The 24,462-nt window shown below is 73.5% G+C and carries 18 protein-coding genes; 5 read left to right on the top strand and 13 right to left on the bottom strand.

Annotated features, from left to right (window positions below; genetic code table 11):
* The first annotated feature begins 58 nt into the window (after positions 1-58).
* The 3 genes from O1G22_RS34795 to glpK all read left to right on the top strand — a co-directional run bounded on the left by O1G22_RS34795 (position 59) and on the right by glpK (position 4,371).
* Entirely contained in the window at positions 59-1,711 is a 1,653-nt protein-coding gene (locus tag O1G22_RS34795; protein WP_270084924.1) for a GGDEF domain-containing protein, read from the top strand.
* A 335-nt stretch (positions 1,712-2,046) separates the two neighbouring features.
* The gene (locus O1G22_RS34790; RefSeq protein WP_270084923.1) at positions 2,047-2,784 is read left to right on the top strand and encodes an MIP/aquaporin family protein; all 738 of its coding nucleotides are present in this window, start codon (positions 2,047-2,049) and stop codon (positions 2,782-2,784) included.
* A 66-nt stretch (positions 2,785-2,850) separates the two neighbouring features.
* Complete coding sequence (gene glpK, locus O1G22_RS34785) at positions 2,851-4,371, top strand: glycerol kinase GlpK (protein ID WP_270084922.1); 1,521 nt, start codon at positions 2,851-2,853, stop codon at positions 4,369-4,371.
* Positions 4,372-4,474: 103 nt separating this feature from the next.
* On the opposite strand, the gene O1G22_RS34780 is transcribed toward glpK, so the two are convergent.
* From O1G22_RS34780 to O1G22_RS34765, 4 genes are read right to left on the bottom strand one after another with little or no spacing between them, the layout of a single operon-like run.
* On the bottom strand, positions 4,475-5,080 hold the full coding sequence (locus tag O1G22_RS34780; protein WP_270084921.1) for a GTP-binding protein: 606 nt from the start codon (positions 5,078-5,080) through the stop codon (positions 4,475-4,477).
* Between the two features lie 37 nt (positions 5,081-5,117).
* A complete protein-coding gene (locus O1G22_RS34775) occupies positions 5,118-5,513 on the bottom strand; it encodes a DUF742 domain-containing protein (RefSeq protein WP_270084920.1) in 396 nt (131 codons plus the stop codon).
* A gap of 9 nt (positions 5,514-5,522) precedes the next feature.
* Positions 5,523-5,957, bottom strand: a complete 435-nt coding sequence (locus O1G22_RS34770) for a roadblock/LC7 domain-containing protein (RefSeq protein WP_225101198.1) — start codon at positions 5,955-5,957, stop codon at positions 5,523-5,525.
* Positions 5,954-9,241 (bottom strand): sensor histidine kinase, encoded by a 3,288-nt coding sequence (locus tag O1G22_RS34765; protein ID WP_270084919.1) that lies wholly within the window; start codon positions 9,239-9,241, stop codon positions 5,954-5,956. Before O1G22_RS34765 ends, O1G22_RS34770 begins: the two co-directional genes overlap by 4 nt.
* A gap of 430 nt (positions 9,242-9,671) precedes the next feature.
* Here O1G22_RS34765 and O1G22_RS34760 point away from each other — a divergent pair, with 430 nt between their 5' ends.
* Positions 9,672-10,223 carry a hypothetical protein gene (locus O1G22_RS34760; protein WP_270086623.1) on the top strand — a complete coding sequence of 184 codons (552 nt, stop codon included), beginning with the start codon at positions 9,672-9,674 and terminating at the stop codon, positions 10,221-10,223.
* 35 nt (positions 10,224-10,258) lie between these two features.
* On the opposite strand, the gene O1G22_RS34755 is transcribed toward O1G22_RS34760, so the two are convergent.
* From O1G22_RS34755 to O1G22_RS34715, 9 genes are all read right to left on the bottom strand, one after another.
* Positions 10,259-15,010 carry a hypothetical protein gene (locus O1G22_RS34755; RefSeq protein WP_270084918.1) on the bottom strand — a complete coding sequence of 1,584 codons (4,752 nt, stop codon included), beginning with the start codon at positions 15,008-15,010 and terminating at the stop codon, positions 10,259-10,261.
* A gap of 58 nt (positions 15,011-15,068) precedes the next feature.
* Entirely contained in the window at positions 15,069-15,947 is an 879-nt protein-coding gene (locus tag O1G22_RS34750) for a hypothetical protein (protein WP_270084917.1), read from the bottom strand.
* A gap of 31 nt (positions 15,948-15,978) precedes the next feature.
* Positions 15,979-17,508, bottom strand: a complete 1,530-nt coding sequence (locus O1G22_RS34745; protein ID WP_270084916.1) for a hypothetical protein — start codon at positions 17,506-17,508, stop codon at positions 15,979-15,981.
* 69 nt (positions 17,509-17,577) lie between these two features.
* Positions 17,578-18,285 (bottom strand): GntR family transcriptional regulator, encoded by a 708-nt coding sequence (locus tag O1G22_RS34740; protein WP_270084915.1) that lies wholly within the window; start codon positions 18,283-18,285, stop codon positions 17,578-17,580.
* 86 nt (positions 18,286-18,371) lie between these two features.
* On the bottom strand, positions 18,372-19,316 hold the full coding sequence (locus O1G22_RS34735) for an SGNH/GDSL hydrolase family protein (protein ID WP_270084914.1): 945 nt from the start codon (positions 19,314-19,316) through the stop codon (positions 18,372-18,374).
* A complete protein-coding gene (locus O1G22_RS34730) occupies positions 19,313-20,500 on the bottom strand; it encodes a glycosyltransferase (protein ID WP_270084913.1) in 1,188 nt (395 codons plus the stop codon). Before O1G22_RS34730 ends, O1G22_RS34735 begins: the two co-directional genes overlap by 4 nt.
* On the bottom strand, positions 20,497-21,624 hold the full coding sequence (locus O1G22_RS34725) for a glycosyltransferase family 4 protein (RefSeq protein ID WP_270084912.1): 1,128 nt from the start codon (positions 21,622-21,624) through the stop codon (positions 20,497-20,499). The genes O1G22_RS34730 and O1G22_RS34725 overlap by 4 nt, the downstream gene beginning before the upstream one ends.
* A 206-nt stretch (positions 21,625-21,830) precedes the next feature.
* Positions 21,831-23,249: a HEAT repeat domain-containing protein gene (locus O1G22_RS34720; RefSeq protein WP_225101207.1), complete on the bottom strand. Its 1,419-nt coding sequence runs from the start codon at positions 23,247-23,249 to the stop codon at positions 21,831-21,833.
* Between the two features lie 300 nt (positions 23,250-23,549).
* Complete coding sequence (locus O1G22_RS34715) at positions 23,550-23,942, bottom strand: ankyrin repeat domain-containing protein (protein WP_270084911.1); 393 nt, start codon at positions 23,940-23,942, stop codon at positions 23,550-23,552.
* Between the two features lie 305 nt (positions 23,943-24,247).
* Between O1G22_RS34715 and O1G22_RS34710 the strand changes: the two genes are divergently transcribed.
* Positions 24,248-24,442 (top strand): hypothetical protein, encoded by a 195-nt coding sequence (locus O1G22_RS34710; protein ID WP_225101209.1) that lies wholly within the window; start codon positions 24,248-24,250, stop codon positions 24,440-24,442.
* The last annotated feature ends 20 nt before the right edge of the window (positions 24,443-24,462 follow it).

Genomic DNA, 24,462 nt, shown 5'->3' with positions numbered 1-24,462 from the left:
TGCGTGAATCTCTCATGAACTGCGCCTGGGCGTACGCGGGCAGCGCCATCATGCTCCCGTGCACTCCTGGACGGACACTCTCCGCTTCGCCTTCCAGCCGGTGGTCAATCTGATGACGGGCGCGGTCACCGCACTGGAGACACTCGCCCGCCCGGAGACCGGGGACATCCTCGCCGAGGCCCGTCGCGATCCCGAACTCGACGGCAGGCTCACGGTGTTGGCGCTGCGTGCGGCGACACACAAGGAGACGCTGCTGCCGCTGCACCTGAACGTGTTCGCGGCCACGCTCGCCGACCTCGGCGGCCTCACCCCGCTGTACGACGCCGTACGCGCGGCAGGACGGCTGCCCTGGGAGGTGACGCTGGACGTGGTCCCGCCCTACACGCACGTGCCGCAGCGGGCGCTGCTGGAGGCGGTGGCCTCCTTGCGCGAACAGGGCTTCCGGATCAGCGCGGACGGCATCGGGGACGGTGACGTACCGCTTCGGCTGCTCACCGACCTCTCCCCCGACCTGGTCAAGCTCGACGCCTCGCTGCTGGCCCGGCCGGCCGCGGTGCGGGCGATGCGGACGCTGTGCGAGGAGCTGGGCGCCCTGGTCGCGGTGGAGGGGGTCGAGACCGAACTGCAGTGTGCGGCGGCGCTGTCGGCCGGTGCACAGCTGGCGCAGGGCGAGCTGTTCGCGCCGCCGGCCCGGATCCCCGCGGCGGACGTATACGTTCCGCCCCGCTCCCCCGGTGCCGTGGGTGTGCCCCGCTCCGGGCCGTCGGTGCGGGAGTTCGTGCGCCCGGCCGCCGTACTGCCGGTGACCGCCTCCGCGGGACAGGTGCGGGGGCTGCTCACCGGGTCGCCGGACGTCTCCGGTGTGCTGCTGGTGGACCAGACCGGCCGTCCTGTGCGGTCGGTGCACCGCTCGCGCTTCCTGCTGTCGATGTCCGCCCGGTACGGGCACGCCCTGTACGCCGACCGGCCCGCCTTCAAGCTGGGCGACGCGCCCCGCACCGTCGGCGTCGACGCCACCGCCTGGGAGGTGCTGGACGTGGTCGCGATCGGCGGCCCGGACCGGACCTCCGACGATGTGGCGGTGGTCGACGCGCACGACCGGTGCGTTGGCGTCGTACGGCTCGCGGACCTGGTGCGGGCGCTGGCCGAGAGCCGGGTCGAGGAGGCGGCCGGGCTCAATCCGCTGACCCGGCTGCCCGGTTCGGACACGATCACGACCGAGGTCGACCGGTGGATCGCCGACGGCCGGACGTTCGCGCTCAGCTGGCTGGACATCGATCACTTCAAACAGGTCAACGACGGTGCCGGGTTCGCCGCGGGCGACGAGCTGATCCGGTCGGTGGGCCGCGCGCTGCAGCAGGCGGTCGTGGGGCACGCGCGCGTGGGGCACATCGGCGGGGACGACTTTCTGGTACTGGCCGACGAGGAGGCGCTCGATCCACTGGTGGCCACCGTGCTCGACGCACCCTGGTCGGCGGCCGACCGGCAGGTCACGCTCTCCCTCGCGACCGTCGTGTGCGCGCCGGGCAGCGTGGGTGACCATCGCCAGGCCGCCGCCCACCTCGCCCCGCTGAAGAAGGCGGCCAAGGCACTGCGCGGCGCGAGCTGGGTGCTCGGGCGCGCCGGGGCCGCCGGTCACGAGGTCCGGCGCGGCGGCACGGGGACGGCCGCGGCGCAGGCCGGGTGCGCGGCCGTCGAGCCGGGGTGGTGAACGACCCCTTCGTATACGGCCGTTGAGACGCCCTCTCGGGCGGTGCGCCGGTGTCACCGACACCGTCCGCAACCTTGACGCCCCCGGAGCACCGGTGAACACTTCCCGGTGTCGGCCGACATCGCCGTACATTCTCGGCGTTATCAGGCACTGTGCCACGGGTCTGTCCTGCTCCACGGCCGGTCCCTCCCCGGCGATCGCGGCTGCGACGGCACGCTCGTCACGGACGCCGGGCGGGGCGCGGGGCCTTCCCTGCCTTCGGCCGAAGTCGCAAAGGGAACCGTTCCTGCACGACAGGGCCGGGGCTGCTCGCCCCCTGCGGCAAGGGAGCCGCCATGAGCAACGGGCACATTTTCATCGGCGAGGTCATCGGCACCGCGATACTGATCCTGTTCGGCGCCGGTGTCTGCGCCGCCGTCACCCTCCGGCACTCCAAGGCGCGGTCCGCGGGCTGGGGCGTCATCGCGTTCGGCTGGGGCTTCGGGGTCCTCGCCGGCGCCTACACCGCGGCTCCGCTCTCCGGCGGCCAGCTCAATCCCGCGGTGACCCTCGGCATCGCCGTCGACACCGGCAAGTGGGGCAAGGTCTGGGTGTATCTGCTGGGCCAGATCGTGGGCGCGATGATCGGCGCCGTACTCGCCTATCTGGTGTATCTCGCCCAGTTCCAGGCCAACGTCCGCGAGGAGGACACCGGCGAGGAGCCGGTGTCCACCCTCGGTATCTTCTCGACCATCCCGGAGATCCGGCACCCGGTCGCCAACCTGATCACCGAGATCATCGCGACCATGGCACTCGTCCTGCCCGTCCTCGCCTTCGGGCTGACGAAGGGGCTCGGCGAGTCCGGCACCACCGTGCTGATCGTCTCCCTGCTCGTCGTCGGCATCGGACTCTCCCTCGGCGGCCCCACCGGCTATGCCATCAACCCCGCCCGCGACCTCGGCCCACGCATCGTGCACACCTTCCTGCCGATTCCCAACAAGGGCACATCCGACTGGGGTTACGCCTGGATCCCGATCGTCGGCCCGCTGATCGGCGGGACGCTCGCCGGGCTCCTCTACCACGCGGCCTTCTGATCCCCGTAAGTCTTCCCGTACGCCTTCCCGTACGCGTCTTCCCGACCCAGCGACCCAGGGACAGCCATGACGGACACCGCCGGCACTTACGTCGCCGCCATCGACCAGGGCACCACGTCCAGCCGCTGCATCGTCTTCGACCACGGCGGCGCGATCGTCGCCGTCGATCAGCGCGAGCACCGCCAGATCTTCCCCAAGCCGGGCTGGGTGGAGCACGACGCGACCGAGATCTGGGCCAAGGTGCAGGCCGTGGTGGCCGGGGCGCTGGCCAAGGCCGGGCTGCGCGCCGACGAGCTGAGCGCGCTGGGCATCACCAACCAGCGTGAGACGACGGTCCTGTGGGACCGCGCCACGGGCAAGCCCGTGCACAACGCGATCGTCTGGCAGGACACCCGCACCGCGGCCCTGTGCGCCGAACTGGGCGGCGCGGACGGCCAGGACCGCTTCCGCGAGCAGACCGGGCTGCCGCTGGCCAGCTACTTCTCCGGGCCCAAGGCGGCCTGGCTGCTGGACCACGTGCCCGGCCTCAGGGCACGGGCCGAACGCGGCGAGATCGCCTTCGGGACCATCGACTCCTGGCTGATCTGGAACCTCACCGGCGGCACCGACGGCGGCCGGCACGTCACCGACGTCACGAACGCCGGGCGGACCATGCTGATGAACCTCGACACCCTCCAGTGGGATCCCGGCATCCTCGCCGCCATGAACATCCCCGAGGCGATGCTGCCCGAGATCCGGTCCTCCGCCGAGGTGTACGGCACGGCGGTCGGGCAGCTCGCCGGAGTGCCCGTGGCCTCCGCGCTGGGCGACCAGCAGGCCGCCGTGTTCGGGCAGGCCTGCTACGACGTGGGCACCGCGAAGAACACCTACGGCACCGGCAGTTTCCTGCTGCTGAACACCGGCAACCGGCCGGTGCCGTCCAAGAGCGGACTGCTGACGACGATGGGCTACAAGATCGGCGAGGAAGCGCCGGTGTACTGCCTGGAGGGGTCCATAGCGATAACGGGCGCGCTCGTGCAGTGGTTCCGCGACCAGCTCGGAATCATCCGCACCGCCGACGAGATCGAGACCCTGGCGGCGAGCGTCGAGGACAACGGCGGCGCGTACATCGTGCCCGCGTTCTCCGGTCTGTTCGCGCCCTATTGGCGCTCCGACGCGCGCGGGGTCGTCACCGGCCTCACCCGGTACGTCACGAAGGCACATCTCGCGCGCGCGGTGCTGGAGGCGACGAGCTGGCAGACGCGGGAGGTCGTGGACGCCATGTATCAGGACTCCGGGGTGCGGATCACCACATTGAAGGTCGACGGCGGCATGACGAAGAACCGTCTGCTGATGCAGCATCAGGCGGACGTCCTCGATGTGCCGGTGATCCGTCCGCGGGTGTCGGAGACGACCTGCCTGGGCGCCGCGTACGCCGCCGGCCTCGCCACAGGCGTCTGGAACGGGCTGGACGAGCTGAAGTCGCACTGGCAGAAGGACGCCGAGTGGACGCCCGCGATGGAGGCGGCGGTGCGCGACCGCGAGTACCGCAACTGGCGCAGGGCGGTGGAGAAGAGCTTCGACTGGCTGGAGGAGGACGGGGCGTAGAGAACGACAGGGCGCGAAAAACTCCGCACGCGCGCGTGCTTCTCATCGGACCACGGCCCGTACCCCGGTCGGCGGGGGTACGGGCCGTGTCCTGCGGCCGCGGTCAGCCGATGGCGGCGGCGCGGCGGTCGGCCGCATGGTGCAGCGCGTGCTGGACGACCCCGACAAGCACCTCCTTGACCGACTCCCGGTCACGCGCGTCGCACACGACGAGGGGAACGTCGTCGTCCAGGTCGAGGGCCTGCCGGACCGCCTCGGCCGGGTAACGGGCCGCCCCTTCGAAGCAGTTGACCCCGACGAGGAACGGGATGGAGCGCCGCTCGAAGTAGTCGACGGCGGCGAAGCAGTCCTCCAGACGGCGGGTGTCGGCGAGCACGACGGCACCGAGCGCGCCCTCGGACAGCTCGTCCCACATGAACCAGAACCGCTCCTGCCCGGGCGTACCGAACAGGTACAGCACCAGGTCCTCGCGCAGCGTGATGCGGCCGAAGTCCATGGCCACGGTGGTGGTGTGCTTGCCCTCCACCCCGCTGATGTCGTCGACCGGGCGCCCGGCCTCCGTGAGCAGTTCCTCGGTGCGCAGCGGCCTGATCTCGCTGACGGCGCCGACAAGGGTCGTCTTGCCCACGCCGAAGCCGCCGGCCACGAGGATCTTCAGCGTGACGGGCTCGATCGGGGGCTTTCCGCGCTCAGAACGCCCGATGATCATCGGTCCTAAGTCTCCTGCTCGACGGGTCGGGGGACGGTCACAGCGCCCGGAGGCCGTTGATCACATCCCGCAGAATGCTCTCGTCCGGCAGCTCGGCCGGGGGAACCGGGCGGGTGACGTGGACGAGTTCGGCGTGTACGAGATCGCCGATGAGGACCCGGACCACGCCGATCGGAAGATCGACCTCCGCGGCGAGTTCGGCGACCGACTGCGGCTCGTCCCGGCACAGCCCGACGATCTCCACGTGTTCGGGCGACAGCGTCGGATCCGCTTCCGGGTCGCCCGCGTCCGGCTCCGTGACGACCACCGCGATCAGGTCGAGGCGGTGCTGGGCCGGACTCGTGGTACGGCCGCGCGTCATGGCGTACGGACGGACGACCGGTCCGGCCTCGTCGTCGAACCAGTGACTTCTTCCCTGACCGTCTCGGCTCATGTCATCCCACTACCCGCCCGCGGGCAGGTCGGAGCGCGGGGAGGTACCCAGATGCACGCCGACCCGCTTGACCAGAAGCGTCATCTCGTAGGCGACCTGCCCGACGTCGGAGTCGGCTTCGGAGAGGACGGCGAGGCAGCTGCCGTCGCCGGCGGCGGTGACGAACAGGAAGGCGTCGTCCAGTTCGACCACGGTCTGCCGGACGGCGCCCGCGTCGAAGTGGCGGCCGACACCCTTGGCGAGACTGTGGAAGCCGGACGCCACGGCGGCCAGGTGCTCGCCGTCCTCCCTGGTCAGGTCCTGCGACACGCCCATGGGCAGGCCGTCGCCGGACAGGATGACGGCTTTGCGGATGCTGGCGACCCGGTCGACCAGGTCGTCCAAGAGCCAGTTCAGCTCCCCCTTGTTCGTCGCCGTCTGGCCGGTCGCCTTCGGTGCGGTCATCGACCGTCCCCCTTTGTCGTTCCTGGTGCTGTGCCGTTCCGGGTCCCGTCGCCGGCGGCGTTCTCCTCCCGGCCGCGCTGCCAGCCGCGCTGCAACGAGGCCATCCGGCTGCGGACCTCATCGGCGTCACGGTCTGCGGGCTGCCCCGTCCGTCGGGCGCGTCGTACGGTGTCCTGCTTGAGCTGGGGAGCCAGGCTGGCCTGGCGCACCCGCCGGGGCAACGGCCCGGTCCCGCCCGGCGCCACGGCCGACCGGGCGGTCGCGTCGCCGGTGGTGAGGTCTGGGGTGCCGGGCGGCGGGGAGGCGTCGGCGCGAGTGAGGTCCGGTGAGCCGCTGGGCGGGGGTACGTCGCCGCCGGTCAGGGCTCTGGTGCCGCCGGGCGGGGGTGTCTCGCCGCGAGTGCCGCTCGGCGTGGGGGCGTCGCCGCCGGTGCCGCTTCGCGCGGCTGTGCCGGCTGTGGGCGGGCACGCTTCGCCGGACCAGGGCGCGTCGGCGGGCCGGGATGTGGCGTCGGCAGGCGGGAACGCGTCGCCCGACAGAGCTGCGTCACTCGATCGGACCGCTTCGGCGGCGGGCGGACACACGTCATCCGGCCAGGACGCGTCGGCGGACCGGGGGGCATCGGCGGGCCGCTGCGCTTCGGCGGCGGGCGGGCGCGCGGCGGCGGCGGGCGGGCGCGCGGCGGCGGGCGGGCGCGCGGCGGCGGGCGGGAACGCGTCGCCGGACCGGCCTCTGTCGTCCGTGGGCAGTGCCTCGCCGCTGTCGGGCTGGGGCGCTTCGGGTGTCCGGGTCGAGGCGCCCGGGGTGGCCGTGGGGGTCCCCTTTGGCCGGGTGCGGCGGGGCAGTGCCGGGATCTCGGGGGGCTCGGCAGTGCCGTCGGGGCGGGGCGGGGCGCCGTCCGCGACGTGGTCGGTGAGTTCGCCGGGGCGCCGGGCGGACGTGCCGCGGCGGCGGGCGGGCAGGGGGGCGAGGCCGCCCGGGTCGGGGCGGCGGGGACCTGCGGTGGGCCGCTGGTCGGGTTCGTCACGGCGGGAGCGCTGATCGGTGACGGGCTTGCCGTGCGAGCTGACGAGTTTGGGCGTCTGGCGGCGCGGCAACGGTATGGGGCCGCGGTCGGCGGCGGACGCGGAGACCGGACCGGCGTCGTCGCGGGAGCGGGAGCGGCGGGGCCGGAACAATTCGCCACGCTCGCTGTCCTCGTCCCCCAGGGCGCCGGGGAAGTCGTCGAGGGCGTCGAGGTCGACGGGCGCCTCCAGCTCGACGGGGCCGTCCAGCAGGGAGGTCTGCAGGCCGGGCAGCTGCACGGGCCCCGCGGAGTGGCCCGCGACCTGCCCCGCCTCCTTCGCCGGGCGGTCCCGGTCCAGGCGGAAGCCGAGGCCGTTGGTGTCCGGCACGTCGTCACTCAGCAGCGCGTCGGGGATGAACACGACAGCGGTGGTGCCGCCGTAGGGCGACGGCTGGAGGGAGACGCGGGCGTTCTGACGCTGGGCGAGGCGGCTGACCACGAAGAGGCCCAGCCGGTCGGTGTCGGACAGTTCGAACTCGGGGGTCTCGGCGAGCCGCAGATTGGCGTCCAGGAGTGCCTCGGCCGTCATGCCGAGGCCCCGGTCGTGGATCTCCAGGGTGAAGCCGTTGGCGACGCGCTCGCCGAGGACCTGGACGGCGGTGTGCGGGGGTGAGAACACCGTGGCGTTCTCCAGGAGTTCGGCCACGAGGTGCGTGAGGTCGGCGACGGCCGGGCCGGTGACGGCGACCCGCGGCAGCCGTCGTACCTCGATGCGCTCGTAGTCCTCGACCTCGGCGACGGCGGCCCGGACGACGTCCATCAGCTGGACCGGGCGGCGCCACTGCCGGGACGGTGCGGCGCCGGAGAGGATCACCAGGCCCTCGGCGTGCCGGCGCATACGGGTGGTGAGGTGGTCCAGGCGGAAGAGGTCGGCGAGCTCGTCGGTGTCCTCGGTCCGGCGTTCCATGGTGTCGAGCAGGGTGAGCTGTTTGTGCAGCAGCACCTGGCTGCGGCGGGCGAGGTTGACGAACACCTCGGAGACACCGGCGCGCAGTTCGGCCTGCTTGACGGCGGCCTCGACGGCGGCGCGCTGGAGGGTGTTGAGGGCCTGGCCGACCTCGCCGACCTCGTTCTTGTCGTACTCCAGGCGCGGCACCTCGGTCTCGACGTCGACCTGTTCACCGGCGGACAGTCGGCGCATCACGCTGGGCAGCCGGACGCCGGAGGCCTCGTGCGCCTCCAGACGCAGCTGGCGCAGGTCGCGGATGAGGCTGCGGCCGACCCGGACGGACAGGACGAGGGAGACCAGGAGGGCGATCAGACCGAGCAGGCCCGCCACGGCCGCCTGCAGGATGACGGTCATGGCCACGGGGCGGGTGCGGTTCTGGAAGCGGTCGCCGGCTTGGTCGTCCATGGTGCCGAGGTCGTCCAGGACGCTCGCCGCGGCGGAGTCCCAGCCCTGTGCGGTGACTTCGCGGGGCGTGCCGGAGTCCGCGCCGATGACGGACCGTTCGGCCGTGCGCAGTTGCGCGGTGGTGGCGTTCTTCCAGAAGCGTTCGTAGCGTTCGCGTTCGGCGGCGGGCAGCAGCGGCAGGCTGATGTCGTACAGGAGGGTGCGCTGGGCGACGAGGGCGGAGATGTCCCGGGTCTCGTCACGGGTGAGCCGGCCGACGACGAGGGAGGAGCCGAGCAGCGCGTCCTCGCGGGAGAGAAGCTCACGCGCGCGCGTGACGTTGACCATCGCACGGGCCTGCTTGTCCAGTTCGACGTCGTCCACGCCGTCGAGGGCGTCGAGCAGGGTATAGCAGGGGTCGACGAGCCGGTTGTAGAGGTCGAGGGCCTGGGCACGGTCGACCGTTCGCTGTTCGACGCTGCGGCGCAGGGAGTCGAGGCCCGCGAAGGCGTCCAGGACCGTGGTGAGGCGATCGTCGTCGGATGTGTCCATGCCGTCCACGACGTCGTGGTTCCCGGCGTTCTTGCGGATCTTCACGATCGCCCGGTCGGTGACGGCGCGGGTGCGCTGCAGGGCGGAGAGCGCGTCGGCGGCGCGCGGGTCGGCGAGGTAGACGAGGGCCTGGCGGCGTTCCTGCTGCAGTGCGCGGACCGTGTCCTCGGTGGGGTAGCCGATCTCCTTGACGACGTCGGTGGCGTGGAACAGCCGGGCGACCTCGCGTCCGGTGAGCACCGTGGCGAAGCCCCAGATGGCGGCCAGGGACACCAGCGGCACGAGAAGCAGCGCCACGATCTTCCGGCGGATCGACTTCCCGCGAAAGCGCATGGCCTCCCCCAGCTCGACCCCCGCCGGCCGGGGGTGCACATGTGCGTCAACAAACGGCGCGAGCCTACTACCGCCTCACAGTTAACTCGAAGACACGTCCGGAGGGCGAACTTCCGCTCCGGCGGCGAGAGATGGCGAGTTGTCCGGGCATTGCGGGAGATTGCCACCGCAATCAGATGGCCGCGTCCTGCCCGACCGCGAGGACACGGCCAGGCGGTTGGCTGGATTTTTTCGCCGGTGGGGAATCTTCGGGCGATCTCGTTCGTCCTCTCCTATGGGAAGTCTTCGGGAAATGGGTGCGGAATGGGCCACAGGTGCCGCATCCCGCATCCCGGCGGCGTAAAACTGCGCAAGCCGGGCAGCCACTGGGGAGTCGGAGTCCTGGGACTCCGGGGCGAGGGGTCGGTCGGCGGTGGGGAGTGACACGGTGATGGAGACGGCGGAGCGGCGCGAAGCGCCCGAGGAGCGCGTGGCGGCGCGCTCGGCGGCACGGCAACGGCACGGAGAGCCGGGGCGCGGGGGGTACAGGCAGCCGGATCGCGACATTCCGGTGCGCGGGCGTGGCAGGGAGTCCGCCGGTGGTGAACGGCGTGCGGACTACCGGCCGTTGTGGATCGAGGAGCCCGCCCGCCGGCACCCGATGCCCGATCCGGTGCGTACGGCGGCGGTGCGGGCGGTCCTGATCATCGCGGTGACGCTGATCCAGGCGATGGTGGCCTTCCTGTGCACGATGGCCGGGTCCTGGCTGGCCTTCCCCATGGTGATCAGCAGCGTGGTGAGCACGGTGGTGGCCACCTGGGCGGTGGTCGACGTGTGGGTCACCCGCCAGGTGTGGCACCAGCGGTACGGCGTGGTCTCCGAGCCCAGCAGCACGGCCCGCGCACTACGCCGCGAGCGCCGGGCCCGCCGGCGCCGGGAGCGGGCCGGGCTGCGCGAGCAGGAGCGGATACCCGGCGGCGCCGGTCAGCTGTCCCACCCGTGACCCCGGCCGGCACAGCCCCGCTCGCCGCCTGACGGTCACGCAGGTTTCTTGAACATCCGGGTCGCCGTGATCTCGCTGTGCACCGCCTCTCCGGCCCGGGGCTGCTGGGGCAGTCCGGGCCGGAGGTGTTCCTCCACGCTGATGTACTTCAGGCCCGCCCTGAGGTCGGCGTCGTTCCGCAGCCGGATGACCAGCGGGAACTCGGCGAGGGCGGTCGTGTCGAACAGGCCGGTGGTGTAGAGCAGCTGGACGCCGAGCGCGTCGGACACGGCCCGCTGCAGCTCCAGCAGATACGTCGCGTTGGCGCGGCCGATGGGGTTGTCCAGGAACAGCGTGCCGGCGTGCCGGTGCTTGTCGCGGCCCCGGTCGTTGGAGCGCAGGGCGGCCATCGTGCAGTACAGGGCGATGGCGGCGGTGAGCAGCTGACCGCCCGAGAACACGTCGCCCATCTGGCCGACGGGGACGCGCTCGGCGCGCAGCACGGCATCGGGCTTGAGGATCTCGACGGCCACGCCCTTCGGCTGGAGCGCCGCCGCGACTCCGCGCAGCAGCAGGGACATGCCGTCGCGGCGCAGGTCGGAGTTCTTCTTCACGGCGGCGCGCGTGGCCTCGTCGATGACCTCGCCGAGGCGTTCGGTGAGCGTGGCCTGGTCGGGCTCCTCGAAGCGGATGCGCAGGAACTCCTGTCCGGACCACTCGCCGAGCCCCTCGGGCAGGCGGGAGAGCCGCTGGGCGGAGCGCAGCGTGGCGAGGGACGACTCGACGAGGCCGCGCAGCCGGTCCACGATCGAGTCCCGGTTGCGCTCCAGCTGCGCCAACTCGTCGGTCAGGACCCGCAGTCGGGGCGCGAAGGCGTCGGCCCACTTCTGGGCGTGCTCGGGCAGGGCGGAGGCGGGCAGCTCGCGGATCTGCTGCCGGGCCGGGGTGCGGACCTGCTCGTAGCGCGTGGAGTTGGCGTGCCGGACGAGGACGTCGCCGGCCTCGCGCACCGCGGTCTCGGCGGCGGACAGGTCGGCGGCGCAGCCGCGCAGCGAGCGGCGGGCCTCGGCCGCGGAGTGCCGGGCCTCCTCCAGGCTGCCGGGGTACGGCTCGGGCTCCTCCTGCGTCTCCTCCGGGGCGTGTTCGCGCAGCAGGTCGCGGAGCATGGCGGCGATCTCGTCGAAGCCGCCGGCCGCGTCCTCGGCGGCCCGGTGCGTGTCCAGCAGTTCGGCGTGGGCCGCGCGGGCTTCGGCCAGTGCCTCGGTGCGGGCCGCGAGTTCGGCCGTGGCGGTGCGCAGCAGCGCCTGGGCGTGCTCGGCGTCGCGCGGGGCGAGTTCCTCGGGCAGCTCGGTGTGCGCCTCGCCGTCCTCGGGGGCGTGCCGCTCGGCCTCGCCGCGCAGCCGGCCGAGCTGCTCGCTCGCGGTGGACATCCGGGTCTCCAGGAGCTGCACCAGCTCTTCCGCGCGCGCGGCGGCCGCCTGCCGGGAGGGCCCGTCGGAGCCGTCGGGCGACTGGAGCAGCTGCTCCGCGCGGGTGCGGACCTTGTTGCTGAGCCGGTCCAGTTCGGCGCGGGCGGCGCTCTCGTCGCTCTCCGCGCGGGCCTGCTCGGCGCGCAGGTCGGCGCCGACGCCGACCTTCTCGTACACCTGGGAGGCGGCCCGGTAGGCCTCACGCAGGGCGGGCAGGGACGCCTTGGGGGCGTCCGCGTCCTCGACCGGTACGTCGTCGGGGGCGCCCGCGATCTCGGAGCGCTCGGCGCGCAGGGCACGCGCGGTGCGGCGGGCGTCGTCGGCGGCGCGCTGAGCGGCGCGCCGGTCCTCGTCGGCGGCGCGGGCGCGGTCCAGGCAGGTCTGGGCGCGGGCCTCGGACTCGGCAGCCTCGTCGGCCAGTTCACGCAGTTTCACCTGCCAGCCGGCGCGCTCACGGAGCCGGAAGGCGAGGCCGGCGAGGGCGTCGGCGGCGCGGCGGGCCTTCTGCGCGGCCTCCTGCCGCTCGTCGCGCACGTGTACGGCCTCGGCGGCGGCTTCCTCGGCCTCCGCGCGCGCGGTGCGCGCCTCGGCCAGTTCCGCCTCGGCCTCCTCGGCGAACGCGCGGGCCTCCTGGGCGGCCCGGGCGAGTTCGGTGAGGCGTCCGGCGGGGCAGCCCGTGCGCCAGGAGGCGAGCCGTGCGGCCAGCTCGCGGTCCTTGCCGAGCCGGGCGGCCAGGGTGCGGATCTCCTCGTCGCGCTCGGTGGCCCGCGCGCGCAGCGCCTGCCGCTCCTCGTCGGCGGCATGCTCGTCGTGCATGGCCGGGTTCGGCGGCACGAGGAAGACGTCGCCGGAGGAGGCGGAGTCGGCGGGGGGCGGGGCGAGCAGGGCGGCGGCCGTGCCGACGGCGACGGTGGAGCGGGGCAGCAGGGCGGCATCGCCGAGGGTCTCGCGGGCACGCGCGTGCGTGTCCGGGTCGGTGATGATCACGCCGTCGACCAGTTCCGGCCGGGCGGCGAGCACGCGTGCGTGGTCGGCGGGGTCGACGGACTGCGCGAGGTAGCGCCAGCCGGGCAGCGCGGGGATGCCGTGCTCGCCGAGGAACTCCACGGTGGCCAGCACGTCCGGGCCGGGCGGCAGCAGTCCGCCGTCGCCGAGCGCGCCGAGGATCCGGGCGTCGTCGGCGGCCGCGGTGCGCAGCTCGAAGAGGTGCCGTTCGGCGGAGGTGACGGCGTCGTCGAGGAGTCCGCGCAGTTCGTCGGCGAAGCGGTCCAGCTCTTCCGGGGTCAGCGGGCCGTCGACGGCGCGCGGGGTGTCGTCGGAGCCGGTTCCAGCCGCTCGGTCGCGTGGGCCGCCGTCGCCGCCGCTCGCGGGGCCGTACGGCCCTGTGTCGGCGCCGGTGTCGGCCGCCGTGCCATGGCCCGCGCCGGCCCGGATGCCGGCCGTGCCGTCGGCTCCGGTACGAGGGCCCGGCACGCCGGGCCGCCCGGCGGGGGCGCCCGGCAGGCTCAGCAGTTCCGCGAGCCGTTCCTCAGCGGCGAGGGACTCGGCGAGGCGCTGTTCGGCCTCGTGGGCCCGCTCGGCCGCGGTCGCCGCGTCCGCCGCGCGGGCCGCGGTCAGTTCCGCGCGGGACTCGGCGGAGGCCGCCTCGCGCGCGTGCTCGGTGACCTTGCGGGCGGCTTCGCGGGCCGCGTCCCAGGCGGTCACCGCGGTCTTCTCGGCGTCGCTGGCGGCGAGCGCGGCGCGGGCCGGGTCGGCGTCCGGGGCGCTGTCGTCGAGCCAGCCCGCGCGGACCGCCTCGGCGGTCTCCTGCTCGACCTCGGCGAGCCGCTGGCGCAGATGCCCGGCCTCGCTGCGGGCGCGCTGGGCCTCGGTGGCGGCGGTGGTGGAGTCGCGGTAGGCGCTGTCGCCGGTCTCCTGGAGTGCGGCGGAGCGCTCCTCTTCCTCGTTGGCGAGGGTCTCGGCGCTCTCGGCGGCCGCGTGCAGGGCTCGTACGAGGTCCACGGCGGCCTTGGCGCGGGCGGCGAGCGCCGGGGCGGCGTCCCGCTCGGCCTCCTGGATGGCGGCGGACACGCGCGCGACGCGGTCGGCGGCGGCGCGGTGGCGCAGCACGGCCTCGGCGGCCTGCCAGGCGGAGTGCAGGGTGCGGGCGTCGGCCAGCTCGCGCTTCTGCGCGGCGGCGGACTTCTCGGCGGCGGCGAGCGCCAACGAGGCATGCTGGTAGGCGAGTTCGGCGGCGATCAGGGCGCTGCGCTCGCGGGCGCCCTCGGAGTGCGTGACGGCGTACGCGGCGGCCGTGACCCGCTGGGCGAGGTCGGCGGCACGCACCCGCTCCTGCACCGCCCGCGCGGACAGTCGCCGGGCGAGGGTGCGGGTACGGTGCTCGGCGCCGGCGTGGATGTCACGCGCGCGTGAGCGGGCGTCGGCGGCTTCGACGATCCGCCCGAGCAGGTCGACGGACCCGGCGGTGAAGTCCCGTTCGGCGATCAGCTCGGCGCGCCGGCCCAGCTTGTTGCCGAAGCCGCTGACGAGGTCGGCGAGTCCGTCGGTGTCGCGGGTGTCGGTGACCGCGCGCAGCAGCAGGTCGGTGAAGTCGGAGTCCTTCTTGACCGCGAAGAGGCCGGCCGCCTCGCCCTCGTCGGCGTTCATCTCGCGCTGGTAGCGGAAGAGTTCGGGGTCGAGGCCGAGGTCGCCGAGGTGCTCGATCCAGCGGTCGTGGATCTCCTCCCAGTGCACCTCCAGGTGCGGGTAGGCCTTGCCGGCCTCCGTGAGGGCGTCGCGGAAGCCCTTCATGGTGCGACGCCGGCCCTGGGCGCCCGAGGCGCCCTCCACGGGCGGCCGTACGGCGGTGGACTCGGCGACCGGAAGGTTGTCCAGGCTGAGTCCGGGTCCGGGCCGGAACGAGTACCAGGCCTCGGCGAACTTGCGCGGATCGTTGGAGACCTGCCGTCCGCGCCACTCGCTGACCTTGCCGACGACGACGCACTCGCCGGTCTGCACGTGCTGCCACTCCAGCGCGACGTGCCCGCAGTCGTCGGCGAGCAGGAACTTGCGCAGCACGCCGGAGCTGGCGCCGCCGAGCGTGTTGCGGTGGCCGGGCAGCATCACCGAGAAAATGAGCTTGAGCAGCACGGACTTGCCGCCGCCGTTCTCCAGGAACAGCACGCCCGCGGGTGCGGGCCGGCGCGGCGGGCCGGCCGGCTCCTCCTCGAAGAACTCCGCCTGCGTGGGCGCCGGATCGGGCACGGGCTCGCCCACGCCCCGCAGGTCAAGCACGGTGTCGGCGTAGCGCGCACCGGCGGGCCCGATGGAGTAGAGGCGGACCCGGGACAGCTCGTACATGGCGGACTCTCGTCGTAAGTCTTTGTAAGTCTTCGGAAAAATAAGGTCGTTGGGGGCTTCAGGAGTGGAACGGCAGCCCTGCGTCGGCCACCAGTTCCAGGTCCTCGGTGTTCTCGGCGGGCAGCAGGCTGGGGGTGCCGTCGGTCACCGGGACGACGCCCAGTTCGAGCAGTTCGGCCATGGCGGCGGCGCCGGCCATGTCGCGGACCTGGAGCTGGTAGCGGGCCGTGGTGCGGTAGGTGCCGCCGCTGTCGTCTCCGGTGCGCTGCAGGAAGCCGGAGTCGGTGAGGAAGGCCAGGGCCTTCGCGACGATGCCGGTCGTGGAGGCGGCCGGGCGGCGGGCGTCCTTCGTGGCGCCGGTGGCGCTGCGTCTGGCCCAGATCCGCCAGGCGGCCTCCAGGCCGGGCGCGTCGGTCGCCGGGTCGGTGTTCTCGCCCTGCTCCTCGGCCCGCTCCTCCAGGCGCCGGCAGGCCTGCCGTACGAAGGCGTCGACGCCGTTGACCGTGACGCGGCCGATGTAGGAGTCGTCGGCCAGGTCCTCCGGGCGCGGGAACGCCAGCGCGGCGGCGGCGAGATGGGCGAGCCCGTGCAGGAAGCGGTCGCCGGAGTCGGCGGCGGTGCGACGCGCGTAGTCGCCCATGCGGACGGCGAACACCGAGTCCTCGGCGGCGGTCACGGCCATCCCCGCGCGCGGGGAGACCTCCAGCACGACGAGGCCGAGCCCGGCGGCGACGGCGTCGGCGAGCCGCGCGAAGGCCGGGTCTTCGCGGTACCGGCGCAGCAGCTCGGTGTACTCCTGGTCGCGCGCGGGCTGCAGCTTGGGCTGCAGCCCGAAGGCGACGAGCCGCGCCGCGTCGGCGGCGTCGGCGGGGGTGACGGCGGAGCCGGCCGGCGCGGCGGCGGGCTCGGGCTCACTCCAGTCGACGTGCTCGGTCACGGCTTCGGCTCCTTGTCGCGTTCTCGCTTGCTCATGCTGCTTCCGTCCGGTCCGCGGCCATCCCCGCCGCGTCCAGCAGCGCGGTCCCCACGATCAGGTCGGCCCCGCCGAACTCGGGATCGTCCAGCTCGGTGCCGTCGTCCACGGCGAACAGCAGCTTCTCCTCGCCCTGCCGGTAGGCGGTACCGACGGCCGGGCTGGCCGCGTGGACCGCCAGCAGGGCCACCAGGTAGGCCAGATCGGGGTCCCCGGTCCGCCGGGCCTCGGCCAGCAGTCCGGACAGTCTGCGCGGCGCGTCCGCCGGCAGGTCCAGCAGCTCCATGGCGACGGCCAGTTGCTCCTCGCTGAACCGGCTGTCGTCCGGCGTGGCGATCAGGTCGGGCTCGGGCATCTCCGCACCGAGGTGCTCCCGCTCGACGGGCGGCGTCAACAGTATGTCGACGAGGTCCGCCACGCGCACGGAGACCGGCGTACGCAGCCCCGTGCCCTGGGCGAAGAACGCGTCCGTGACCCGGATCGCCTGCTCCAGGGGCAGGGGCAGGACGGGGGCGACGAGATGGCCGTACAGGTCCATTCCGGACGTCGCCGCCGACGTGGCGAAGGCCTGCCGGTCCTGCTCGGCGCGGAACAGCGGGCCTGCCTCCAGCAGGCGCGACTGGAGCTGGGTGTGCCGGCGGATGCAGTCCTTGACGATGTCGACGAGTTCGGCGGCCCGGCGCTTGTGCTCGGGCTCCTCCGTCTCGTCGCGGGCCTTGCGGATGTTGGTGAGGATCGCGTTCTCGTGGCGGTAGCGGTCGGCGACGTGGTCCAGGGCCTCGGCGATCATGTCCGGCACGGTGTTCAGCCAGTCGACCGCGCGGACGTTGCGCCGGGTGGCCTCCAAGGCGCGGCGCAGCGTCTCGGAGTACTGCACCGTGCGGTAGCGGGCCTGTTCGGCGGCGAGCTGGGCGTCGGCCAGGCGGCCGCGGCTGATCAGCACCTCCAGCTTGACCTCGGCGGCGATCTGGGCGCTGGTGACGTCGGTGTCGAGGGCGCCGACCAGGACGTTGACCGCCTCGTCCGTGGTACGCAGGTAGACGGTGCCGCCGGGACCGGGGACCTCTTCGATCAGCTTGAAGTCGTAGTCCCGGCGGACATACGTGCCGTCGGGCCCGAAGGTGCCGTACACCGCGCGGAAGCCGCGGTCGACGCTGCCGACGTTGATCAGGTTCTCCAGGACCCAGCGGGCCACGCGCTCGTGCTCGCCGGCCGGGCGGTGCGGGGCCTGGGCGGCGATGCGCGGGATCAGCCGGGCCACGATCTGCTCGTGGTCGGCGCCGGTGTCGAAGTCCATGTTGAGCGTGACGAGGTCGATGGCGGCCAGGGCCACCTCGGCCATCCCGTACACCGAGTACTCACCGGCCAGGTTGGCCTTGCGCGCGTCGAGGTCGTGCAACGGCGCGGTGCAGGCGAGCGCGCGCAGCCGACGCGCCAGCCCCTCGTCGGCGGCCGGGCCCGGAGCCGGGCGCGGCCCCGCGCTGAGCTGGGGCGGAACGCTGTCCGTCGATGCAGGCGAAGTCACGGTGCACAGACTAGGTCCTCGGTCTGACATCGACCCAAACGCCACAGAAGCGACGGGCGTCACAGACGCTCAAGAGAGCCCGGGGCTCTCCTCGCCGACCCGTCGCCGGTAGACCTCCACCACCCGCTCCAGCGAGTCGGCGAGGTAGGTCGCCAGCAGCTCCTCCGCCGCATGCCGGTCCCCGGCCCGGAGCGTGTCGAGGATCTGGCGATTGCGGGTGAGGTACGGCTCGTGCAGCCGGCGCGGGTCGTCCACGACGTGGAAGGCGAGCCGGAGTTCGGCGAAGACGCTGCGCATCAGCTCGTCGGTGCGTTCGCTGCCGGCGAGGGCGACGAGCTCGCGGTGGAAGTGGATGTTGGCGGTGCCCAGCGCCTTCCAGTCGCTCGCGGCCGCCGCCGTCGCGCCCTCGGCGACCGCCGCGGCGAGCGCGTCCAGCGGGTACGGCGGGTCGCCGAGCCCGCGGACGACGGCGCACTCGACCAGCGTGCGCGCGCGGTAGATGTCCTCGACGTCCTCGACGGTCAGGACCCGGACGAACACGCCCCGGTTGAGCTCGTGGACCAGCAGGCGTTCGTGCGTGAGCAGCCGGAAGGCCTCGCGCAGGGTGTTGCGGGACACCCCGAGCGCCCCGCCGATGCCGTCCTCCGACAGCCGGGTGCCGGGCGGGAAGTATCCCTCGGCGATACGGCCGCGGAGGATGTCCGACACCCGCTCCGCCGTGCTCGTACGCCCGAGGAGCGCCCGGTCGCCGGCCAGTCCCGTCAGCTGCTCTGCCATACGGGAATTCAATCGCAGACAGCCTGAACGAGACAACATGAGTATCGTCGGATCGTGGAACGATCCACTGTCCGAGCCTCTCACCGTCACCCGACGCCGTTCACCATCACCCCCGCGTCCTCACGGTGGGGCGCGCCGTCGGGCACCGCGGTGCGGTGCCCGACGCTGACGATACGGCGCCGCTGTGCCCCGTCGGCCGTGCCGTGGCTCTCCGGCAGCGCGGAGAGGGCCGCCGACACCGCCGCCGACGCGCTGAGGTCGAGCCGGGCGCTGGTCCCGCGGGCCTGGTGGCGCATCTCGTCGGCGGCGAGACGCAGCAGCTGGGGCAGCAGGTCCTGGCACCGCCGGACCACCCAGCCGGTGCCCGCGGTGGCGAGCCACAGCAGGCTCGCTGTGCGGGTCGGTGCGGGGAACTCCGGCTCGGGCGAGGGGGGTTCGCCGGTCGCCCGGCCCGCCTCGGCGAGCAGCGCGTGGAAGCGGACGGCGAGTTGCCGGTGCCCGCGCTCGCCCGGATGCAGCCGGTCCGCGCTCCACAGGGCCCGGTCGGTGATCCAGGTCCCGCCCGTCGCGTGCAGGTGGACGGCGCCGTACCGCTCGGACAGCGCGTGGACGACGGTGTTGACCGCCCGTTGCCGGCGGGCCAGCGGGCGGGCCAGGGCGCCCGGGAGGCCCAGCATCGCGCCGGGGTCGGGCAGGCAGGCGGTGAGCAGGGTGGCGCCCTGCCGGGTGAGGGCGGCGTAGACCTCGTCGAGGTGATCGGTGACCGCGCGGATGTCGAAGGTGTGCCGCAGGGTGTCGTTGACGCCGATGACCACGGAGGCCACGTCCGGGCGGAGTTCGAGGGCGGCCGGGGTCTGCCGCTCCCGCACGTCCCGGGTCTGCGCCCCGCTGACGGCGAGGTTGGTGAACTCCACCTCCCCGGCCAGCGACGGCGCCAGCAGCGCGGCCCAGCCCCGCCACCCGTCGCCGACGGGGTCGCCCACGCCCTCGGTCAGCGAGTCACCGAGGGCGACGAAACGGACGGGTCTCATGCCACGCCCTCCGGCACGGTGCGGCCGGTGACACGCAGGGGCTTCACAGGGTTGAGCACCTCGGCGTCGTGGGCCGCCAGGAACGCCTCCACCGCCGTACCCCAGCCGAAGCACTCCGCACGCGCGCGTGCCGCCTCGCGGCGCTCGCACTCGCCCCGCTCCAGCAGCATGTCGACGGCGTCGGCGAAGGCCTCGCCCCGGTCGGCGGCGGTGGCGCCCGCGGACCCGATCACCTCGGGCAGCGCGGAGGACGCGCTCGCCACGACGGGCGTGCCGCACGCCATGGCCTCCAGGGCGGCCAGCCCGAAGGTCTCGGCGGGCCCGGGGGCGAGGGCGACGTCGGCGGACGCCTGGAGCGCCCCGAGCACGGCCCGGTCGGAGACGTGCCCCAGGAAGGTCACCGGCAGCCCCCGCTCCCGCGCGCGCTGCTCCAGCCGGGCCCTGAGCGGTCCGTCCCCGGCGACCACGAGCACCGCCCGCCGCCCGCGTCGTATCAGCGCGTCGAGGGCGTCCAGAGCGGTGCCGGGGCGCTTCTCGACGGACAGCCGGGAACACATCACGAGCAGTGCCTCGTCCCCGCGCGCGTGCAGGGTGCGCAGGCCCGGGTCGCGCAGTGCGGGGTGGCGTTCCATCAGGTCGACACCCAGGGGGGCGCGTACGACGTTGCGCGCGCCGATGCGCACGAACTCGCGCTCGGCGAACTCCGTGGTGCACACCACCCGCGAGTAGACGTGCGCGGTACGGGTGTTGAGGGCGTCGGCGGCCTTGCGGGAGAGGTTCTCGGACAGGCCCCAGGTGCGCAGCACGCCGTCGGCGGTCTCGTGGGAGACCATCACGGCGGGCACGCGCGCGCGGCGGGCCCAGCGGCCGGTCCAGCGCAGGGTCGTGCGGTCGGAGACCTCCAGCCGGTCCGGGGCCAGCTCCTCCAGGAGGGCGGCCACGCGCCGCTTGTCGGTGAGGAGGCGGTAGCCGCCGGTGCCGGGCAGCAGCGGGCCGGGCAGGGTGATGACCCGGCCCTGCTCGGTGTCCTCGTCGGTGTGCCGTTCGCCGGGCACGATCAGCACCGGGTCGTGACCGGCCGCCCGGAAGCCCTTGCCCAGTTCACGCAGGGCGGTGCGCAGGCCGCCGGAGGCGGGGGCGACGAAGTTGGCGAGGCGGACGATGCGCAGGGACGGACCGGTCATGCCGCCACCACCGCCCTGCGGGCCGCGAGGACGTCGTCGTAGTGACCGATGAGCTGGTCACCGACGGCGGCCCAGGTGCGGCCCTCGACCATCGTGCGGGCGGCGAGGCCGTACGCGGCCCGCCGGTCGGGGTCGGCGGCCAGGGTGCGCACGGCCTCGGTCACGGCGGCGGCGTCGCACGGCGGCACGAGCAGTCCGGTGCGCTCGTGGGCGACCAGGTCGAGCGGTCCGCCGGCGGCGGGCGCGACGACCGGGACTCCGCTGGCCATGGCCTCCTGGACGGTCTGGCAGAACGTCTCGAAGGGGCCGGTGTGCGCGAAGAGGTCCAGCGAGGCGAAGATCCGGGCGAGGTCGTGGCCGGTGCGGCGGCCGAGGAAGACGGCGCCGGGCAGGGCCTCGGTGAGGTGGGCGTGGCTCGGCCCGTCGCCGACGACCACGACCTTGACGCCCTGAAGTCCGCAGACGCCGGCGAGCAGTTCGACGTGCTTCTCGGGGGCGAGCCGGCCGACGTAGCCGACGATCAGCTCGCCGTTCGGGGCGAGTTCGCGACGCAGTGCCTCGTCGCGATGCTCTGGCTTGAAACGTACGGTGTCCACGCCGCGTGGCCAGAGCCGGACCCGGGGCACGCCGTGTGCCTCCAGGTCGGTGAGGGCGGCGCTGGAGGGGGCCAGGGTGCGGTCGGCGGCGGCGTGCACGGAGCGGATCCGCCGCCAGGCGGCCGCCTCTCCGGCGCCCATGTACGTACGCGCGTACCCGGCGAGATCGGTCTGGTAGACGGCCAGTGCGGGGATGCCGAGCCGGGCGGCGGCGGCCATGCCACGGACGCCGAGGATGAAGGGGCTGGCGAGATGGACCAGGTCAGCGCGGTGGTCGAGCAGTGCCGCGGCGAGGCGTCGGCTGGGGAGGGCGACGCGGACCTGGGGGTAGCCGGGGAGGGGGAGGGAGGGGACACGGACGACCGGGCACGGGGCGTCCGTGTCCGGCGCGCTGCCGGGAGCTGGGGCCGGCGCGACGACGAGCGGGGAGTGACCGCGATCTACGAGGTGCCGGGCGGTCTGGAGCGCGCAGTGGGCCACGCCGTTCACATCGGGGGGAAAGGATTCGGTCACGATGACGACACGCATATGGGTGTTGTCGCCGCGCTGGACGTGGCCGCGTCAACGTCGATCTTTCCGTCCGGGGAACGTCCCATGAGCGTTGGGCTGCACACCCGAGCGGGTCAGACGGCCGTCATGGCCGCCTGACCCGCAGGTCATCCGGTGTTCACCCGGCGGGCGGCGGTCCGCCCGTTCCGTACGCGCGCGTGGGGTGGGTTACGCGCGCGTGGGGATCAATCACCGGCGGCGTCGGGGCCGAAGCGGCTGCGTACCGCCGTCTGTACCTCCGCCTCCTCGGCCGGATCGGCGGCCAGGCGGCGCAGGCGCTCCACGACGCGGGCGTCACCGGTCTCGGCGTGCCGGGCGGCGATCTCGCGGGTGGTCTCCTCGCAGTCCCACAGGCACTCGACGGCGAAGCCGGTGGCGAAGGAGGGGTCGGTGGCGGCCAGGGCGTGGGCGGCGCGGCCCCGGAGATGGGAGGAGGCCGTCTCGCGGTAGATGTGCCGCAGCACGGGGGCCGCGCAGGCGATGCCGAGGCGGCCGGCGCCGTCGACGAGGGTCCACAGGGTGGGTGCGTCGGGGCCTTCGCCGCGTACGACCTCGCGCAGGGCGCCGAGGACCAGATCCTTGTCGCGCGCGCCGCCCCGGCAGGCGAGCATGCGCCCGGCGGCGGCGCCGAGGGGGTCGGGGCGCTGGGCCCAGCGACGGGCGCGGTCGACGGCGGCGACGCTGCGCATCCGTTCGAAGGCGTCCACGGCGGCCTCCACGACGACCGTCGTGCCGTCGGCGACCGCGGCCTCGATCAGGCCGAGGGCCTCGGGGTCGTTGCTGTCGGCGAGGTAGCGCAGTGCGGTGCAGCGGGCCGCGTCGGTGCCGGTGCGGGCGGCTTGGACGATCTCCGGCCGGTCCTCGGGGCCGGCCACGGCGACCAGACAGCGGGCGGCCGGCACATGGAGGGCGGCGCCGCGGTCCATGCCCGCTTGCGCCCACTCGAAGACGGCGCGCACGCTCCAGCCGGGCCGGGGACCGGTGGGCCGCATCTGCCGCTGCCAGCGGTCGAAACAGCCGGTCTCCTGCGCGGCACGCACACGCGTGGCGATCGATTCGCGCGGGTCCTCCGCCCACAGCCGCCACGGGCGTGGCTCGAAGGCGTCCCGGACGGCGGCGGCCAGCTCGGCCTCGCCCTCGGCATCGGTGCCGAAGCGGGCCAGCACGGGCGCGGCGAGGGCGCGCAGGCCCGCGTCGTCGTCTCTGAGGGCCAGTTCGTCCAGGGCCCAGGCCCAGTTGCTGCCGTGGGCGGCGTACCGGCGCAGCAGGGCGAGCGCGTCCAGCCTGCCGTAGGAGGCGAGGTGCCCGAGCACGGCGAGGGTGAGGCCGGTGCGGGACTCGTCGGCGTCGAGAACGTCCTCGGGGCCGAAGAGGTGGGCCTCGATGGCGTCCAGTTCGCCGTTCAGGTCGAGGTAGAGGCGGGCGTAGTAGAGCGAGCGGTTCTCCACCTGCCAGTCCTGGCGGGGGTCACGGAGCACACATTGGTTCAGTGCCGCGAGCGCTTCCGCGCGGGGCGCGGTGAGCGCGTGCAGCGTGCCGTCGCCGCGGCCCCGCTGCAGCAGGCCGAGCAGCGTACCGCTCGGCGCTATGAACGGATCGAACATGGGAAACAGCCTCACATCAAGCGTCGACGCAACCGGGGAACACGCACTACCTGGCCGCGTGACACAACGTCGGAGCGCCCGCCGTCTCTTGCTTGTTGTAGACCATTTCTCTCTGCCTCTCGTCGGTGGCCCATGCGGACCGCATCACGGCCCGCGCGGTGCGGCAACAGCTGCCCAGCCATCGCGTCCGTGAATCACGTCGTCATGATGACCCGCGGTGTGAGCTGCCGCGACCGTATTTCCGGCGGCCCTTTACCGCCTCCCCCGTTTTCCTTGTCGTGCCTGGTCAGGACATGTGCATCAGTGTGTGCCGAACAGTTCCAGGAGGTCGGTCTTGCCGAACATCCGGGCGGTGTCGACGGCCGAGGGCGTGCCCGCGGCGGGGTCGGCGCCGCCTTCCAGGAGCGCCTTGATGACGTCGGTCTCGCCCTTGAAGACCGCCCCCGCGAGCGGAGTCTGGCCTCGGTCGTTGACGTGGTCCGCGGCAGCGCCGCGGGTGAGCAGCGCGCGCACCGTGCCGGCGTGGCCGTGGTAGGCGGCGAGCATCACCAGGGAGTCGCCGCGGTCGTTGGTGAGATTGGCCGGAACACCCGCGTCGACGTACGCCACGAGCGCCTCGGTCTGCCCCTGCCGGGCCAGATCGAAGATCTTGGTCGCCAGCTCCACGACCTCGGGGTCGGGGGCTTCGCTCATCGGCCGGACCGCCTCTCCTGGAAACTTCGGGGACTGCAGGGAGCGTACGGCAGCGAGCGGAACACAGCCGTACGAGTGAATCGTCAGCGTACTGGCTCGCGCGGCACATGACCCGATGTGCCCGAGGTAAAGATCGCGTGCAGTCCCGCCCGGGCCATCGACCCTGGTCAACCCGGCCGAACCCGCCGCCGTTCGGGGGAAATCGCCCAGATTTCACCCAATTGCACCTTTTATCGTATGGATACATCCTGTGATTCTGGAAGAACTCATGGTGACTGTCCCCTCTCGACACCAGGAGGTCTCAAATGATCCTCTCCATGTCCGGCGTCATGATTCTCGGCGTCATCGTCTTCCTGTTCTTCCGCAAGGACGGACTCAAGGGCTCGCATGCCACGGTCACGGCCCTGTTCGGCTTCTACCTGGCCAGCACAGGCATCGCCCCGAGCATCAAGGCCGGCGGCGAGAGCCTGGCGAGCCTCCTCGGCGGCATCAAGTTCTGACCCCGCCCGTCCCGCCCGCA

Origin of the sequence: Streptomyces camelliae (genome assembly GCF_027625935.1) — a bacterium.
GTDB lineage: Bacteria > Actinomycetota > Actinomycetes > Streptomycetales > Streptomycetaceae > Streptomyces > Streptomyces camelliae.
This window is presented reverse-complemented; position numbering and strand designations above follow the sequence as displayed.

What these genes read in the sequence shown, in the direction of transcription:
- O1G22_RS34790 (WP_270084923.1), top strand. Translation starts at nt 2,047, where the DNA reads ATGAGCAACGGGCACATTTTCATCGGCGAGGTCATCGGCACCGCGATA.
- glpK (WP_270084922.1), top strand. Translation starts at nt 2,851, where the DNA reads ATGACGGACACCGCCGGCACTTACGTCGCCGCCATCGACCAGGGCACC.
- O1G22_RS34780 (WP_270084921.1), bottom strand. Translation starts at nt 5,080, where the DNA reads ATGATCATCGGGCGTTCTGAGCGCGGAAAGCCCCCGATCGAGCCCGTC.
- O1G22_RS34775 (WP_270084920.1), bottom strand. Translation starts at nt 5,513, where the DNA reads ATGAGCCGAGACGGTCAGGGAAGAAGTCACTGGTTCGACGACGAGGCC.
- O1G22_RS34770 (WP_225101198.1), bottom strand. Translation starts at nt 5,957, where the DNA reads ATGACCGCACCGAAGGCGACCGGCCAGACGGCGACGAACAAGGGGGAG.
- O1G22_RS34765 (WP_270084919.1), bottom strand. Translation starts at nt 9,241, where the DNA reads ATGCGCTTTCGCGGGAAGTCGATCCGCCGGAAGATCGTGGCGCTGCTT.
- O1G22_RS34760 (WP_270086623.1), top strand. Translation starts at nt 9,672, where the DNA reads ATGGAGACGGCGGAGCGGCGCGAAGCGCCCGAGGAGCGCGTGGCGGCG.
- O1G22_RS34755 (WP_270084918.1), bottom strand. Translation starts at nt 15,010, where the DNA reads ATGTACGAGCTGTCCCGGGTCCGCCTCTACTCCATCGGGCCCGCCGGT.
- O1G22_RS34740 (WP_270084915.1), bottom strand. Translation starts at nt 18,285, where the DNA reads ATGGCAGAGCAGCTGACGGGACTGGCCGGCGACCGGGCGCTCCTCGGG.
- O1G22_RS34735 (WP_270084914.1), bottom strand. Translation starts at nt 19,316, where the DNA reads ATGAGACCCGTCCGTTTCGTCGCCCTCGGTGACTCGCTGACCGAGGGC.
- O1G22_RS34730 (WP_270084913.1), bottom strand. Translation starts at nt 20,500, where the DNA reads ATGACCGGTCCGTCCCTGCGCATCGTCCGCCTCGCCAACTTCGTCGCC.
- O1G22_RS34725 (WP_270084912.1), bottom strand. Translation starts at nt 21,624, where the DNA reads ATGCGTGTCGTCATCGTGACCGAATCCTTTCCCCCCGATGTGAACGGC.
- O1G22_RS34720 (WP_225101207.1), bottom strand. Translation starts at nt 23,249, where the DNA reads ATGTTCGATCCGTTCATAGCGCCGAGCGGTACGCTGCTCGGCCTGCTG.
- O1G22_RS34715 (WP_270084911.1), bottom strand. Translation starts at nt 23,942, where the DNA reads ATGAGCGAAGCCCCCGACCCCGAGGTCGTGGAGCTGGCGACCAAGATC.
- O1G22_RS34710 (WP_225101209.1), top strand. Translation starts at nt 24,248, where the DNA reads ATGATCCTCTCCATGTCCGGCGTCATGATTCTCGGCGTCATCGTCTTC.